15 protein-coding genes are annotated in these 14,837 nt (G+C 61.1%); 4 read left to right on the top strand and 11 right to left on the bottom strand.

The genetic code is table 11. From position 1 onward, the window contains the following. Positions 1-5: 5 nt before the first annotated feature. From BM400_RS14070 to BM400_RS14060, 3 genes are all read right to left on the bottom strand, one after another. Positions 6-1,697, bottom strand: coding sequence for a hypothetical protein (locus BM400_RS14070; RefSeq protein WP_089839834.1), 1,692 nt, complete (start codon positions 1,695-1,697; stop codon positions 6-8). Continuing rightward, positions 1,694-2,416, bottom strand: a complete 723-nt coding sequence (locus BM400_RS14065) for a hypothetical protein (RefSeq protein ID WP_089839831.1) — start codon at positions 2,414-2,416, stop codon at positions 1,694-1,696. The genes BM400_RS14070 and BM400_RS14065 overlap by 4 nt, the downstream gene beginning before the upstream one ends. A gap of 87 nt (positions 2,417-2,503) precedes the next feature. Next, positions 2,504-3,067: a hypothetical protein gene (locus tag BM400_RS14060; RefSeq protein WP_089839829.1), complete on the bottom strand. Its 564-nt coding sequence runs from the start codon at positions 3,065-3,067 to the stop codon at positions 2,504-2,506. Between the two features lie 170 nt (positions 3,068-3,237). Here BM400_RS14060 and BM400_RS14055 point away from each other — a divergent pair, with 170 nt between their 5' ends. Continuing rightward, positions 3,238-3,789 (top strand): hypothetical protein, encoded by a 552-nt coding sequence (locus BM400_RS14055; RefSeq protein ID WP_089839827.1) that lies wholly within the window; start codon positions 3,238-3,240, stop codon positions 3,787-3,789. A 69-nt stretch (positions 3,790-3,858) separates the two neighbouring features. Here the strand turns inward: BM400_RS14055 and bla are convergent, their stop codons facing one another. Then, positions 3,859-4,755, bottom strand: coding sequence for a subclass B3 metallo-beta-lactamase (bla, locus tag BM400_RS14050; RefSeq protein ID WP_089839825.1), 897 nt, complete (start codon positions 4,753-4,755; stop codon positions 3,859-3,861). An 83-nt stretch (positions 4,756-4,838) separates the two neighbouring features. Between bla and BM400_RS14045 the strand changes: the two genes are divergently transcribed. Both BM400_RS14045 and BM400_RS14040 read left to right on the top strand, forming a co-directional pair. Further along, a complete protein-coding gene (locus tag BM400_RS14045; protein ID WP_089839823.1) occupies positions 4,839-5,057 on the top strand; it encodes a hypothetical protein in 219 nt (72 codons plus the stop codon). A gap of 116 nt (positions 5,058-5,173) precedes the next feature. Further along, a complete protein-coding gene (locus BM400_RS14040) occupies positions 5,174-8,257 on the top strand; it encodes a family 78 glycoside hydrolase catalytic domain (RefSeq protein WP_089839821.1) in 3,084 nt (1,027 codons plus the stop codon). A gap of 51 nt (positions 8,258-8,308) precedes the next feature. Here BM400_RS14040 and BM400_RS14035 read toward each other — a convergent pair whose 3' ends face one another. The 4 genes from BM400_RS14035 to thiD form a co-directional block, all read right to left on the bottom strand. Continuing rightward, positions 8,309-9,838, bottom strand: coding sequence for a lipopolysaccharide biosynthesis protein (locus tag BM400_RS14035; protein WP_089839819.1), 1,530 nt, complete (start codon positions 9,836-9,838; stop codon positions 8,309-8,311). Then, a complete protein-coding gene (thiS, locus tag BM400_RS14030) occupies positions 9,835-10,059 on the bottom strand; it encodes a sulfur carrier protein ThiS (protein ID WP_089839816.1) in 225 nt (74 codons plus the stop codon). Before thiS ends, BM400_RS14035 begins: the two co-directional genes overlap by 4 nt. 25 nt (positions 10,060-10,084) lie before the next feature. After that, on the bottom strand, positions 10,085-10,444 hold the full coding sequence (locus BM400_RS14025; protein WP_089839813.1) for a hypothetical protein: 360 nt from the start codon (positions 10,442-10,444) through the stop codon (positions 10,085-10,087). Positions 10,445-10,522: 78 nt separating this feature from the next. Continuing rightward, on the bottom strand, positions 10,523-11,263 hold the full coding sequence (thiD, locus tag BM400_RS14020) for a bifunctional hydroxymethylpyrimidine kinase/phosphomethylpyrimidine kinase (protein ID WP_089839810.1): 741 nt from the start codon (positions 11,261-11,263) through the stop codon (positions 10,523-10,525). Between the two features lie 39 nt (positions 11,264-11,302). On the opposite strand from thiD, the gene pyrF reads away from it, so the two are divergent. Further along, complete coding sequence (gene pyrF, locus BM400_RS14015; RefSeq protein WP_089839807.1) at positions 11,303-12,061, top strand: orotidine-5'-phosphate decarboxylase; 759 nt, start codon at positions 11,303-11,305, stop codon at positions 12,059-12,061. A gap of 77 nt (positions 12,062-12,138) precedes the next feature. On the opposite strand, the gene BM400_RS14010 is transcribed toward pyrF, so the two are convergent. The 3 genes from BM400_RS14010 to BM400_RS14000 all read right to left on the bottom strand — a co-directional run bounded on the left by BM400_RS14010 (position 12,139) and on the right by BM400_RS14000 (position 14,766). Beyond that, on the bottom strand, positions 12,139-13,062 hold the full coding sequence (locus BM400_RS14010; protein WP_089839805.1) for a dimethylarginine dimethylaminohydrolase family protein: 924 nt from the start codon (positions 13,060-13,062) through the stop codon (positions 12,139-12,141). Between the two features lie 198 nt (positions 13,063-13,260). Further along, the gene (locus BM400_RS14005; RefSeq protein ID WP_089839801.1) at positions 13,261-13,440 is read right to left on the bottom strand and encodes an Rcat domain-containing protein; all 180 of its coding nucleotides are present in this window, start codon (positions 13,438-13,440) and stop codon (positions 13,261-13,263) included. Positions 13,441-13,656: 216 nt separating this feature from the next. Further along, on the bottom strand, positions 13,657-14,766 hold the full coding sequence (locus BM400_RS14000; RefSeq protein WP_089839799.1) for a hypothetical protein: 1,110 nt from the start codon (positions 14,764-14,766) through the stop codon (positions 13,657-13,659). Between the last annotated feature and the right edge of the window lie 71 nt (positions 14,767-14,837).

The following is a 14,837-nucleotide window of genomic DNA, read 5'->3' as shown; positions in this document are numbered from 1 at the left end:
ATGCGTTAGGGTGAACTCACCGTCACCACGATCACCGCCGGCGCCTGCACGACCCTGGCGCTTGCCAACTGCATCGGTGCCGATATCACACGGTAACTACGCCCATCCAGAAACTCCTCCACCGCCACCCGACAGGCATGCAGTGAAGGTTTCTTCTCGCGCAGGACGAAGTTACCCCCGGAGTCGGTAAAGCCGATCGTACCGCCCATGTCGATCGCCGCCCCCTCCACCGGTCTTCCGGCCTCATCCACGACCCGCACCGCAAGCACACTCTCCCCCACCTTATGGTGCGTCGCTTCCGTCCGGGGAGCGTGCGAGAAACCCTGCGCCGCTCTCGCATCCGCCGTATACAACAGCTTGCCCGTCGGTCCCACCAGCGTCCCCACATGGACCAGCATCCTCCCCAGAACACTCATCTGCACATCCAGCATCAGACTCTGCTGAAACGGATTCTCCGGCCGAGTCGCCACGTACACCGTCTGGTAGTCCACCGAGACACTCCCAAACCCCGACAACAACGCTCCGCCGAAGCCGACCGTAGCCTGTCCACCCGAATAATTGATCGTTTCGCTCACGCTGAGCCTGCCAGTCAGTCGCTCTCGCACCGTCGTTACCAGCGACGAGACAGACCTTCCGCCGCTTCGCAGCAGGTAGCTCTTGAAGAAGCTGCCCTGCACCTCGGCCCTCCGCGTCAGTGGCATCGTCGCTGCCACGGCAAACGCCACATTGGATTCTCCCTCGTAGCTCGAATGAAACACCGACTGCGAAAGCTGGAGCTTCTTCACCTGCTCCACAAGCGACACCTCGTCCAGCCCGCTCACCGCCGCCGGAACAACCACCGGCTCGGGAGCAGGGAAGTCCGTGCTGATCGGATACGTCGCGACCGGAACCATCGTCGATCCTGGGACGAGGAAGTTCTGCCGAATCAAGGTAAACGTGAATCGTGGAGCCAGAGAAGACCGGTAGGTGTAGGAGAGATTCTCGCGGATAAACTCGAGAGCTTGATCCGCCTGTGTTCCCGTCCGTTTGAACTCATCCCCAGCGCTGATGTACTCCACCGCCAGATCCTGCCGTGGCCGCTTCATCTCCATGCTGGCCGCGGCATAGTGCTGGTTGCCCGCAAATCCTCCGGAAACCGCGAACGCCAGCGCACGCTGGGGTTTCCATTCCGCACTTTCGATCAACGTAAGCTGCTTCGAATCAAACAACTGCGTCGAAATACTCAAGCTGCGCGAAAGCGAAGTCTTCATCAGCACCGCAGCCGCAGGCACAAGACGTGTGAATCCCTGGACAAACGGGCTGTCCATCCGCGGGGAGCTGGCACCCAGGAACCCCTGCACCTGTGCCACACCGACCTTCGTCTTCACCCCAAGCCCAACCATCGTCAGCCGGTGGTCACCACTGAAGAGGTCCGTCGGCAGATTGAAGTTGAAGTCCTGCATGCCAGCTGTGTAGGTCGATTTCGGCGTCACTCGCCGAAAATAGGCCCCGGCCAGCAGATGCCCATCCGCCATCCCGCCGCTCAGCCCACTCTCATAGCCATCGCCATGCAACTTCAGCATCGCTCCCTGCGACTGGTACAGCGTGGACGTCCCACCACTGAGTTCCACCACCTGACCACGCAGAACAGGAGCCAAAAGCAGCACCATCCAGCCCAGCCGGACACCCCATCCGACCTGGAACACACCTTCCATCATTCGTTCCCGGCAGACGCCGCCTCCTCCACTGCATAGTCCAGTGCAGGCTTCAGCGTGAAGTGTTCAAACCGAATCTTCAGTGTGGTCGGCGGCTCATTGCTCTCCCACGGAATCTCCAGGTGCCGGTGGAGCCCAGGCAAAAGAGGGAAGCCGGCCATCATCGCCGGTTCGCCATGCGGCCCGGAGAGTTGAACATCCTGCACCCGTCCCAGTGCGCTGCCGTTGTTCTCCAGATCGACCAGCAGCCTGTGTTTCTGCACGATGTAGCGAGCTGCGGTCACATGCACGTTTCCCTGCGTCAGAGCCTCTTTCTGGTAGAGATAGACGGTGTGCGGAAGCTGAAACCTCACATTGAGCGCCGCGCCCTTCCGCATGCCGGTAAAGGTGGAATAGATTGTGAACCAGGCAGGATAGGTCTCCGCGCTGGCCTTATAAAACACCCAATACGTCTGCAAAGGCTGCAGCCGCACACTCATCGTCGAGAGTTCGACCCTGATCCCTGGATCGAGGCCACGGAACGTCCCTCGCCCATCGGGCGCGATCGAAAAGCTCCTCGGTTCCATCACCACCGTCATCGGGTCGTTGGTGTTGTTCGTGACGGCAAATCGCCCCTCCGCCCTGCTCCCATACTCCATGATGGTCGGCTGCACCGTCTGCGCAGGCATCGAAACGCCCGAAAGGATCACAAAATAGAAAGCAAGAGAAAAGAGATGTCTCATGGATGGTCCTCGCTCGTACAGTGCCGCTATCCCATTGATCGACTGCAACAGCTCCGGCACGAGTGCGTCCCGAACGCTGCGCCGGAGCTAAAGTGCCTGTGCGGCCAGAATCAGCGAACCCGAATAGCTGGCCGCCGGTAGCTGCGGAATGCTCGTGAGGTTGATCTGGAGTGACAAGTTATCCGTACGGTTCGCATTGCGGTTCGAAGACGTCAACGCCTGCGTGAACAGCGTCAAACCGGCACTCGCCGTCCCCAGAGCCGCCGTCTGTGTAAACGCCGTATACGTGGTTGGGGTACCCGTCGACATGAGCCCATAGACCGCCGAAGAAGGGATGTTCGAAACCGGAGCGCCGCTGGCAAGCGCCGCCGTAGAGCTGGCAAAGTAGCCATCCAGCACCACGTTCGCGCGCCCCTGCGCCAGTACCCAGGTCGTCGTGATCGCCACCGGAGCGCTCCCGGTCGCCGTACCGCCCGCCACCAGCGTAAAGTTCACGTTCGAGGGTGTAGCCGCAATCGTCAGTGACTCCGACAAAGTCGCATTCAGCGTCACCGACGGGGTATTGGAAAGAATCTGTCCATAGCTCTTCGTGGCTCCGGCAAACGCCGACGCCAAAAGACCAAACGAAAGAAGACGATAGCAAAGCTTCATAGGACTGCTCCGGGAGGAAGATGACCCGTCCCAGCAACTCCTGCAGGACGGGTGATGTTCTCTTCTTCGGCGGAAATCGAAAATTCCTGAGAAGGGAATTCGCTTCTCAAACCAAGGTAATCAATCGTGTTGAAGCATCCCTGCCTGCCGATAAGCCACTCAGGAGTTCCATGCGCGGCGCCGTACTCTGCTTTTCGCTGTTTCTGGCACCACTGGCCATCAGTCAGGCGCCCATCCGTGTCGCCGGCCTCCGACCGCGCCCTCAGTTGACCGTAGGCGATACCATCACGCTCTCCGCCACGCCGTCCACTGTCAGCTTCGCTCTTATCCCTGGAGGCGTCACCTCCGGTTCAGCCCCCGTGTCGATCACCACCTCATGGGCCGGCATCTCGCTCCTCTCGAACCTGTACCTGTATGCCAGCCTCGGCAGCTCCACCGCCGCGCTCTCCGGAGGCTCCCCGGTCGTCTACAACATCCCCAGCTCCCACGTATACGGATCCGACCCGAGTGGCGGGATCGTCAACAGCATGACCGCCTTCACCGGGACCAACCCCGCAAACGGCTCCACCGCCAGTTTGACGCTGTACCAGCTCAACACCTTCCTGTCACTCTATGGCAGCCACACCGACACGCTCTCATTACAGATCGACCTCACCAGCCAACCCCAGCTCCCAGCCGCCACGTACACAGGAACCCTCACCCTCACCGCACAGGCCTTCTAACTGCCCTACATGATTTACGTCCGATAACACATATTATGTATAGCTATGGATTTACTGCTGATGAACCAGCTACCTTCCAGCCCTCTGCTCAGCCAACTGCTTCTCAAAGGCCTTCTCTCCGCCGTCGATCGTATCCCTGTATCCTTGTGGGTCCACCCAGACCTCACTCCCTTCGCCGCCCATGCGAGCCACCTTCTCCAGCATCCCAAAGTGCTCTCCATGGTCACCCAGGAATACATCGCATGGCAGCGACCGGTACACCGCAAACGTCCGGTGAAAGTCTTCCGTGATCCCCGGATACGACATGGGCCGGCCCGGCGCATCCACGAGCCTGAAGTCGGACCAGAGCGTATACCCGCCCACGATCACGACATCCCGCAGCCTGCCCGCAGATTCCCCCGGCAGATGCGCCTTCATCGTCCAGGTCGTGCAGCCGCGGGTGTGCCCAGCGGTTCGGTGCGCCGTCAGCGTCACCCCACCCAGCGTTACGGTATCCCCGTCGTGCAGCACGCGGTCGACCCGCGCTGCCGGAAACGTGGGTACCGATCCGGTTCCATGCAGAAAATCCGTCTCGCCGCCCGACCTGATCACCTCCGCGTCATACTCCATGACCATCGACTTGGCGTGCGTCTCACGGAGTACTTCGGCAAACCCACCGGCATGGTCGAAGTGCGCCTGACCGGTCAGCAGAATCTTCGTGTCCTTCCATCGGAACCCAAGCTTCTCGACGCTGGCCCGAATCTGCTTTGGCGACGAAGGCAGATTCGCGTTGATCAGGATGTTCCCCTCCGGCGTCGTCACCAGGTACGCCGCCAGATCCTGACTCCCCACATAGTAGAGATCGTCGGCAATCTGAAACGGAGCGAGCATAGCCGTCCACTTCGGCTTCACCTGCGCGTCAAGGCGCGCTCCGGCAAAGAACAGGACACAAAGGAGCGCAACACGGCCAAAGGCAAAGGTTCTCATTTCTAAGGAATAAGCCATTCCCCTGCGGAGAACCCAACCCCGTATTCATGTCATTAACCCGACGGCGTATCATAGGGGGTGATATGGCTTTCCCGATCAAAGTATGCGTCGCCTGTGAAGAAGAGTTCGAACTCAAGCCCGGTAAGCCCGGTTTCGCCAACCGCTGTCCCGAATGCAGCGAGCCTGAAGCAACCGGCGACGGCAAGCAGCGCATGGATGCCGACGAGCGCAAGAACATCGCCGAGGTCAACGAAGCTCGCCGCCAGTCGATGCGCAACCTCCTCTACCGCAAAGACAGCTAGCTGCACCGCGCATAGCAGGCCCCTCCGGCTGGACAGTCTTCATGGACTTAAGCCTCTGGCATGGAATCGTTTCGAAGGGTAAACTTCGGACGACTTACCATGGAGCCTCTGACCGCATGCGAAAGATCGCCACTCTGCTGTTTTCCTGCGTCGTAGCCACTGCAAGCGCCGCCCCCATCGCCCTTCGCACCAATGGCCTCAACAGCCCCATCGGACTGGACACGCCCCACCCCGTCTTTTCCTGGCGCAGCGACGCCACGCGCGCCAACTGGACCCAATCCGCCTACGAGGTCCTTGTAGCCACCGACGCCGCTCACCTCTCACCCGGCAAGACCGACACCTGGGATTCTGGCAAGATCCCATCCTCCGAGTCCGTCAACATTACCTACGCCGGCCCCACGCTCAAGCCCCAGCAGCGCTATCTCTGGACGGTCCTCACCTGGGACGACAAGGGCAAGGAGACCACCTCAAAGCCCGCCACCTTCGAGACGGGCCTCAGCACCTGGCAGGCCCAGTGGATCACCCGCAAAGACCCCGCCAACGAGGCTGAGCTAGCCGCAATCCGCTGGGTTTGGCTTCCGGGAACCGATGCCATGCACGTCGGCAAAGGCGTCACGGCACACTTCCGCTATATCCTGCACCTGTCGGCTGCACCAACCGCCGCCAGCCTCCACGTAGATGCCCGCGGCAAATTTGTAGCCCACGTCAACGGCTACGAGACCGGCCACCACGACGAATGGAGCGCCTTCGACCGCGAAGAGATCGCGTCGCTCCTTCACGCCGGCGACAACGAGATCCTGATCGACGAAGAGTCCCGACCTCGCGCCAAGGAAGGCACACCCGCCGCCCTTGCTGCCTCCATCCACGTCACCGACGCCTCCGGCACCGAGCAGCGGATCGTCACCGACAAGACCTGGCAATCCCGCGCGAACGACAACGCTTCCTGGCAGCCCGCCAATGAGATCGGCCCCCTCTCCCTGCCGTTCGGCATCGCTACCGACCGCAACTCCTCCGTCCCGGGGCCGGACCGCATCGCCGACGATGTCTCTCTCCTCCGCAAGGAATTCCCTCTTGCGGAAAACATTCGTTCCGCTCGCCTCAGCGTGACCGCCCTCGGTGCCTACGAGGCCTTTGTCAACGGAAAGTCCGTCTCACCCGATGGACTCCTCGCTCCTGGCTGGACTGATTTTCACAAACGCGTTCTTTATCAGACGTACGATGTCACCTCCCTGCTCAATAAAGGACCCAATGCGATCGGCGTCACGCTCGGTGGCGGCTGGTACAGTTCACCCATGACCTGGGCCGGCTTCCGCTATACCCCAGGACCGAACCTCCTTCGCGCTCAGCTCGACGTAACCCTCGCCGACGGCACCCACCAGATCATCGCCACCGATCCCTCCTGGGTGACCGCCCCTGCGCCCATTACCTTCTCCGAGATCTACGGCGGCGAATCCTACGATGCGCGCCTCGTCCAGCCCGGCTGGAATGCCCCCAACTTCCCTGCCACCCACTGGACGCCCGCCGAAGCCGGCACGCCCCCGCAGGCTGACATCGCACTCACCGCCCAGCCTGATCTTCCCATCCACACCACCATCACCCTCACCCCGAAGACCATCACTCCTGTCGGTTCAACCTTCATCTACGACATGGGACAGAATATGGTCGGCAATGTCCGCCTCCACATCCAGGGACCACGCGGCGAGGTTGTGAAGCTCCGTTACGCCGAGCGCCTCAACCCAGACGGCAGCATCTATACCCAGAACCTCCGCAACGCAGATGCGACCGACACATATGCACTCTCCGGAGTCCATCACGACGAAGTCTGGATACCCGCCTTTACCTTCCATGGCTTTCGTTATGTCGAACTAAGTTTTCTCGGCCCCGACCCAATGCCCTCTCCAACGTTGGCGACCATTGAGGGCGTCGTCTACAACTCGCTCCCCGCCACCCCCTCCGTCCGTCTCTCCAGTTCCAGTGAAACGCTCAACAAAATGAATGGGTTAGGAGCATGGGGCCAGCGCGGCAACTTCGTCTCCATCCCCACCGACTGCCCCCAGCGCGACGAGCGTCTCGGCTGGATGGGAGACGCCGGCGTCTTCTGGCGCACCGGAACCTACAACTTCGACATCGACGCCTTCACCCACAAGTTCATGCTCGACGTCGAAGACGCCCAAACCCCCGCCGGTGCCTTCACCGACGTCTCCCCCAACATCCTCGGCCGTCTGGAGGGCGCGCCGGGCTGGGGTGACGCCGGCGTCTTCATCCCCTACGCCGCCTGGCTCCAGTACGGCGATCTCAATACGGTGAAGCAGGCCTGGCCCGCCATGGAGCGCTGGATGACCTTCATCCTCGAGACCAACCCCAACTATCTCCGCCAGAAGAGTCTCGGCAACAACTACGCCGACTGGCTCGCCCCCGACCAGAACACCCCCAAGGACCTCATCGCCACCGCCTACTGGGCCCTCATCGCCCGCGAGATGGTCGAGATGGCCAAGGCTCTCGGCCGTCCCGAAGACGCCGCGAAGTACCAATCTCAGTACGACCACATCGCTGCCGCCTACCGCGCCGCCTACGTCAAGGAGGATGGCACCGTGGCCGGCAACACCCAGGCCAGCTACCTCGCCACGATCGCAACCGGAATCGCGCCCGAATCCCAGCGCGCCGCCATGGTCGACAAGGCCGTCAAGGACATCGAGGCCCACGGTAACCACCTCACTACCGGCTTCCTCGGCACGCCGTTCCTCTTGAACGTTCTCGACGAGAACGACCGCTCCGACATCGCCTTCAGACTCCTGTTATCGGACACATATCCCTCCTGGGGATACATGGTCAAGAAGGGTGCTACCACGTGGTGGGAACGCTGGAACGGAGACACCGGCGATCCCGGCATGAACTCCTACAACCACTACGCCTTCGGCTCCGTCATGGCCTGGGTCTACCGCCGCGCCGCCGGCATCGACACCGACGCCACCGGACCGGGCTACCACCATCTCACCGTTCACCCCCACTTCAACGCAGCCCTGCCCCAGCTCCACACCGAGTACGACTCCGTCTACGGAACCATCGTCTCGGACTGGAAGCAGTCCAGCAAGAAGTTCACCATTACGATCCCACCCAACACGACCGCGACGGTCATCCTGCCCTCTGGCAAGACCGACAACATCGGAAGCGGGACCCACACCTACACCGTTTCGGAATAGTCACCAGGCGCAAACCCCACATCTCACCTCCGAGATGTGGGGTCTTGTGCCTCAGGCCTGGGCCATGCCTCTTCGCCGCGCCCGAAACTCTCCCCAAACCGCATCCAGCCCAAACAGCGGCACCGCCAGCCCCAGCAAAGCCGCACCATTCGCAATCGCGATCCCAATCTGCACCGGCAGCGCCATGGCCCTCGTATACGGGAGAAATACCCACGCCCCCGCCAGAAAGCTCACCGAAAGCATCGCAAGCCGCCACAGATATTTCTTATCCAGCACCTCAAAGTGCGCAAAGAACCCAGCGTTCAGATGGATGAGATACACAAGCTGCGCCAACTCCACCGCGAACCAGCACCAGAGCAACCCAAGCACCCCAAACCGGGGGATAAACACGATCCAAAGCCCACCCAGCAGCACATACGTCCCAAACATGAATCGCGCCAGCGCCTGATGCGTATTGGTCGAAAACTGGAATTGGAACTTGTGCTCCTTGGTAGACATCACGATGGACGAAGCCGCGCTGATCAAATACAAACGAGGATCGAACAACCCCGGTTGCTTCAGCCAGATCGTCAGCAGAAACGGCGAAAGGTAGAGCACACCCACGTTCGCTGCCGGAATCACCGAAAAGATCAGCCGCTCCGAGTAGTTGTAGATCTGGCTCAGCCCCTTCCAGTCGTTCTTCGCGAACAGGTTCGTCACCTCCGGCCCCATCGACTGCGTCAGCACATTCAGCATGTTCCGCGTCATCGAGAAGACTGTCCGCATCAGCGAGAACACCGTCACAAACGCCCCGCCCGCCGTGCTCTGCAGAATCAGAATCGGAAGCTGGTACACCAGAAAGTTGCTCGAGAAGATCAGCGCGAAGTATCCCGAAGGCTTCAGGATCTTCGGCACCAGCGCACTATCCCAGTGTTTCAGCGTGGGAAAGATATCCGGCCCCATCCGCCGCAGATGCCATAGCTGCGCTACCAGGCACGTCAGCAGCCCACCCCACTGTGCCATCGCAATCTGCGCGAACGAAGCGTGGAACAGCACGGCCACCAGCGTCGTCCCAATCCCCGATAGCGTCCGCGCGTTATTCCAGTTCGACCCCACATAGGCCTTGCCCAGCACCATGAACGTCCCAGCAAAGTACCCGTACACCACATGCGTCAGCGCCACCATCGCCATGAAGAAGAGCGCCATCTGCACCACCAGCGGAGCCACCACCGGATCCCCGTGCACCCCGTCCATCTTCAGCAGATGCTGCATCGGTAGCACAAACACCACCGTCGCCGCCACCGCGGCGACTGACACAATCCCCAGCAGCAACCTCAGCGCGGTCGACTGGTTGACATGAAAGTCCGCCATATCTCCCCGGTGATACCGCACCGTCAGGTCCTGGTTCACAAACGTCTGCACCCCAAAGTCCAGCGTACCCAGGTACGACACCGCGGCCGAGATCGCCAGCCATTCTCCATATCCAGCCTTGCCATATCCATGGATAAACAGCGGCACCAGGGCCACCTGTTGCACCACTGTAATCGCATGCGAAGAGAACAGCGCCGACAGATTCTTGGCGATGCCCCTGAGTCCGCTCAAGCGCCGGAGCCTCCGCCCACAAAGTGAACCATCTCCACCTTGTCGCCGTTCGCCAGGGACGCCTCCGCCCACCGCGCGCGCGACACGATCTCGCCATTGAGCTCTAGAGCCACCCGGTCGCCCTTCACGCCCAGCGCATCCACCAGCTCGGCAAGATTGGAGTCAGGCACAAGGCCTTCGAAGGTACGGTTCTGTCCATTCAATGTCAGGGTAAGCGGCATACTGCTTCCAGCCTAGCAGACCCGCCTACGCGATCCGCCGGTCCACCGGATGCCCATCAATCAACCGCAACAAACCGTCGCTCACGCGCCGCCGCATCGTCACAATCTCCGGGCAGCTTTCAAACACCAGGCGATTCATCTTCATCAGAATCTGCACCGCCTCTTCCTCGGCGTTTGTGTACGGCACATGGGTCAGAAACATCCGCGAGTCGATCAGGTACTCGACCGCATGCCCAAGCCGCTCCAGTGCCTGTCCCTCTTCCCTGCCCAGCCGTCTCCGCTCCGCTCGGCGCGCACGCCTGTCTCCACCACGGTCCGGATACGGCGTAGGAGCCGGGTACAACGCTCCCTCCATCGAATCGTCATCCTGCATTGCGAACGGCATAGGCAAACTCCTCTAGCCTGCTCATCGGCTATCCGTCCCGCAACATCAGTGGCGAACCGGCCTGCGCGGTACCAAAGGCTAGCCTCGCAATGGCCAAAGGTGATTCATCGGCCCATGCCCCTGTCCCATGGGGGTAGCTCGTCGCAGTGCCTCGGTCACATACTCCTTGGCCGCCCGAGCCGCCTCCACGGGGCCATCTCCCATCAACAATCGGCAAAGCAACGCACTCGAAAGCGCGCACCCCGTGCCATGCGTCGAAGTCGTCTCCACCCTTACCCCGGGAAGCCAGGTCTTACTCCCATTCACCACTACAAGATCATCCGGCGTCTCCCGGTCCCCGCCCGTCACAATAACCGAGTTCCCTTGCAACGCCACGAGTCCACCCAGAACCTCCAACTCCACCGCATTCGGCGTCACCCAGTCCACCAGGGGCAGCAGCTTCTCTCTCAGCACTCCCAGACCGGCACCATCCAGCAGCTCCCTCCCTGAAGTAGACCGCAGCACCGGATCCAGCACCACGACCGGCCTATCCTTCAGCCCTTCCAGAAACTCCGCCACAGCCTCAATACACCCGGCAGTGGCCAACATGCCGATCTTGATCCCAACAGGTGGCAGATCCTCCTGCAGACAACGCAGCGTCGCCCCCACGACCGTACCACACACAGGATGGACCCCCACCACGCCGACCGTGTTCTGCACCGTCAGCGCCGTGATGCACGACGTGCCGAACATCCCGTGCGCGGCAAACACCGCAAGATCCGCCGTCACACCCGCCCCCGAAGAGGGATCGAAACCCGCAATCGTCAATACCGTTCGCATCCAGCCATTATCGCCGTTATCATGAACAGGAGGCACACCATGACCACCATCGCGCCCCTCAAAGACGACTCCGCCCTGCGCCACGACCTCGGCGACGCTCCGGAAGAGAAGCTCGCCGTTGCCCTCGATTTTCAGACGGCCCGCGAAGCACTCGACCTCGTCGACCGCCTTGAAGGCTCCTGCCGCTGGATGAAGGTAGGCCTCGAACTCTACTGCGCCTCCGGCAATGCGCTGATTGAAACCCTCCGCAACCGCGGTCTGGAGGTCTTCCTGGACCTCAAACTCCACGACATCCCCAACACCGTAGCTGGGGCCATCCGCTCCGTCGCCAACGTAGGCGCGGGTCTCCTTACTCTGCACGCCGGGGGTGGCGAAGCCATGCTCCGTGCCGCGGCCAAAGCCGCCACCGAAAACCCATCTTCTCCCCGTCTCCTGGCCGTGACCGTCCTCACCAGCATGGATGCAGTCCAGATGCAGGGCGTAGGCCTCGACGTCACCCCCGCCCAGCAAGTCCTTCGCCTCGCCCGGCTTGCTGGGGAGTGCGGTATCGAAGGCCTTGTCTGTTCCTCTGAAGAGACAACCAGTCTCCGCCACGAGCTCGGCCGAAAGCCCTTCCTCGTCGTGCCAGGCATCCGCCCCAGCGGCTCCGAAGCCGGCGATCAAAAGCGCATCGCCACACCAGCCGACGCCATCGCACGCGGCGCATCCATGCTCGTTGTAGGCCGCCCCATCACCCAATCCCGCTCCCCAGGCGATACCGCCCGAGCTATCCTCGCTGAAATAGCCGGCAAAGGATGAGAGGCGACCGAGAAGGCCGCCTCTCATCCATCCTTTGGGAAGAGCACATCTCGATCTTGAGACGTGGTTGACCCAGCCTAGAACGCATCCCCATGCGTCACCTTGGAATCGCTCAACCGCAGCGCGAGCGACTTCGCCGAGGCGCCACCCCGCAGAAACTCCGAAAGCTCCAGCTCGGTCACATCGAAGCCCACCTCCGCCAGTCTCTCCGCGAGGTTCGACCGCACGGTTCCCATAAGGATCGACCGCCCCACATTCAGCACATTGCAGCCAAACTGTGTGGCCTCGCTCTCTGTGACGGCAATCCTCTTCTCGGCGGGATACACGGCCTCGATCTTTGCGATCGACTGCGCATCGAACGCCCCGGGGAAGTAGAGCAAATACCCACCTGCTAACGGCGCAAAGCAAATATCCAGGTGATAAAACCGCGGATCCACTAGATGCAGGCTCGTCACCGGAGCATGCCAGGCATCGGCCACATGCCGATGGCTCTGCACGCACGTTCGGGAGCCATGCGCCGCCCAAAGCCCATGTCCTTCGGCGTCGAACAGAACATCGCCCTCACCCTCGAACGCGGTCTCGCGCGCCGTGTCCCAGATCAGGAATCCATGCTGCAATAGCCACTCGCGCAGGTGCTGCTCTTCGGGCTGTCTTTCCGTGTGGGCAAAGCTCGATACCGCGGCAATGCCGTGCTGCACCAGCGCTGCATGCGCCACAAATACCATATCGGGGGCGCCCGGACGCGCCGTCAACAGACGCACATCGGCAATCCGCTGCAGTGCCTGGTAAAGGCTCTTCCACTGGCTGAATGCGATGTCGCGCGAGGGGCGGTGCAGGTTTCCAGCCATCCATGGGTTGATGACGTAGTCCACGTCATACCACTGCGGAGGGCACATCAGATAGGTCGGTCGGGTAAGCTGCGGTGCCGGAATGTGATCGTGCGCAGTCTTTACGGGGGTGGTCACGGGGGTTGCTACTAACGTACGTGTGGTGCTCAACATAAAACGGTTCCCTGCCTTCGATAAGGAGTCTGCCCCTCACGAAAGACGATCGTCAAGTGAAGATATGCACAAAAGGCGGTGCGGATAACCAAAGGTATCGGAAGCGGTAACGGACGGGTGACGGCGCAGCAAAAAGGGCCCGTCGCCGGACCCTCTCAGGTGCTGCCAAATTCCATAGGTTTGACGCGAAAGCTGGGTCTACAGCTTCTCGAAGAAGTCGCACGCCGAGCACGAGATGTACACGCCACCGGGGATGCTGCGCTCACGATCCTTCACACGCTTCACAATGCGGGTGGGCTTCGAACACTTCGGGCAATCCGTGCTCTTGTTGGTGTCCATGACCTTCTTACGGTCGCCGGTCTTGGCAATCTTCGCCATGTGGTTCTCTCCCTGAAACGAATCTGTGTCGTCTCCGCACGCCGCACGTCCACCTAAATCAAGCGTTCTCTTTTGATCGAGAGGGGTTTGCGAGGCTCGCCTGGCGCTTTCGGCTCAGGGCAGCGGATACGCAAGCCTTAGTTTACACCAACAGCCACAAAACCGGGTGCCCCACGTCTCGATTCTGAGTTGAGGGCTGCTAAGGCACCACAGACGTTACCGCACCGAAGCCATAAACGGACTAGATGGAGGAGCGGGAGGCGGAGGAATAGGAGCCGGAACAGCCGGCTTCGCATCCGGAAACAGCACCTTACCCTGCGCATTCGGTGTCGCGGCCTCGGGTTCCCCTTCCTTCCGAAGCGTCGGCGGAGCCTTCCTCTGCGCATCATCCGGCCCCTTCAGGTCACCCACCATGATTTCGTGCGTCTGAACTGGAGTCTGATCGCCCAGCAGCGCCGCAATCTCATCCTTGTCCCGCAGTTCGATCGGCTTGCCCAGGGCCGCGATCTTCACCTGGGTCACCTTGTCGCCGGTAAACCGGATGAACCGGATCGTCTTCGGCATCTGTCCGTAGATCCATTCCTCATACCGAGCCTGCGATGGATCGTCCGCCGTATGCTCACGAATCTTGCTGTCCGGAGCCCCTAGTGCCGCCAGCACCATCTTCCGGTCCATTCCCACCAGCACATCATGCTGCGCGATCGCCTTCTTCACCGGTACGGGAAGTGTGTCCGCATACGCCTGCACGCTCGTCTTCGACCCAAAATCGATCAGCGGCTGCAACAGCGCCTTTACCTCCGGAGCCGACACATCCGGCAATCCGCCCTTGAAGACCAGCGTGATCCGTGAACCCGTTGCCTTCGGGGCATCCGGATTCCCGGTCGACATCCCATTCAGTTCGAGATGGTTCAAAAAACGATGCTTCGCGTACGGACCGCCGTTCAAATCGATCACCAGCCGGTCGCCTTTAAACTCGAGCGCAGTAATCACCACCCGCTCGCCTGGCGCCGAGGAAACACCCTTCTCAAACACGATCCGCTTGTATTGCTCGGGATTCTCCTTCAGAGGTCCATTCGCCTCCAGCGTCAGTCCCGCTCCCATCGGGAGCGCCCTGTGCGCAAATCCCTGCTCTGCATCCAGATCCCGAATCAACTCCCGGCGTCCGCGCTCGCCCATCCTGCCCGAAGGCAAAGGCAGATCGGTCACCGGAAAATCCGTGGCCAGATCGGCCATAGCCGTCTTCTCACCCACCACGAAAACCTGCCCCCGCGCCACCACCGGAGCAGACACCAGAACCGCAAGCAGGAAAACTTTAGGGAAAGACATGGCCGTGACCCTCAACCGAGCCGGAATGAAAGCATCTTGCGCCTTTTCTTCGTTTCTTGCAAGCGAGATCG

This window comes from Granulicella pectinivorans (assembly GCF_900114625.1).
In the GTDB taxonomy this organism is placed as follows: Bacteria; Acidobacteriota; Terriglobia; order Terriglobales; family Acidobacteriaceae; genus Edaphobacter; species Edaphobacter pectinivorans.
Note: the sequence above shows the minus strand (reverse complement) of the source record. Positions and strands in the feature narration are given on the sequence as shown.

Bases quoted from the DNA above. Each gene is read 5' to 3' on its own strand.
- BM400_RS14070 (WP_089839834.1), bottom strand. From the start codon at position 1,697: ATGATGGAAGGTGTGTTCCAGGTCGGATGGGGTGTCCGGCTGGGCTGG.
- BM400_RS14065 (WP_089839831.1), bottom strand. From the start codon at position 2,416: ATGAGACATCTCTTTTCTCTTGCTTTCTATTTTGTGATCCTTTCGGGC.
- BM400_RS14060 (WP_089839829.1), bottom strand. From the start codon at position 3,067: ATGAAGCTTTGCTATCGTCTTCTTTCGTTTGGTCTTTTGGCGTCGGCG.
- BM400_RS14055 (WP_089839827.1), top strand. From the start codon at position 3,238: ATGCGCGGCGCCGTACTCTGCTTTTCGCTGTTTCTGGCACCACTGGCC.
- bla (WP_089839825.1), bottom strand. From the start codon at position 4,755: ATGAGAACCTTTGCCTTTGGCCGTGTTGCGCTCCTTTGTGTCCTGTTC.
- BM400_RS14045 (WP_089839823.1), top strand. From the start codon at position 4,839: ATGGCTTTCCCGATCAAAGTATGCGTCGCCTGTGAAGAAGAGTTCGAA.
- BM400_RS14040 (WP_089839821.1), top strand. From the start codon at position 5,174: ATGCGAAAGATCGCCACTCTGCTGTTTTCCTGCGTCGTAGCCACTGCA.
- thiS (WP_089839816.1), bottom strand. From the start codon at position 10,059: ATGCCGCTTACCCTGACATTGAATGGACAGAACCGTACCTTCGAAGGC.
- BM400_RS14025 (WP_089839813.1), bottom strand. From the start codon at position 10,444: ATGCCGTTCGCAATGCAGGATGACGATTCGATGGAGGGAGCGTTGTAC.
- thiD (WP_089839810.1), bottom strand. From the start codon at position 11,263: ATGCGAACGGTATTGACGATTGCGGGTTTCGATCCCTCTTCGGGGGCG.
- pyrF (WP_089839807.1), top strand. From the start codon at position 11,303: ATGACCACCATCGCGCCCCTCAAAGACGACTCCGCCCTGCGCCACGAC.
- BM400_RS14010 (WP_089839805.1), bottom strand. From the start codon at position 13,062: ATGTTGAGCACCACACGTACGTTAGTAGCAACCCCCGTGACCACCCCC.
- BM400_RS14005 (WP_089839801.1), bottom strand. From the start codon at position 13,440: ATGGCGAAGATTGCCAAGACCGGCGACCGTAAGAAGGTCATGGACACC.
- BM400_RS14000 (WP_089839799.1), bottom strand. From the start codon at position 14,766: ATGTCTTTCCCTAAAGTTTTCCTGCTTGCGGTTCTGGTGTCTGCTCCG.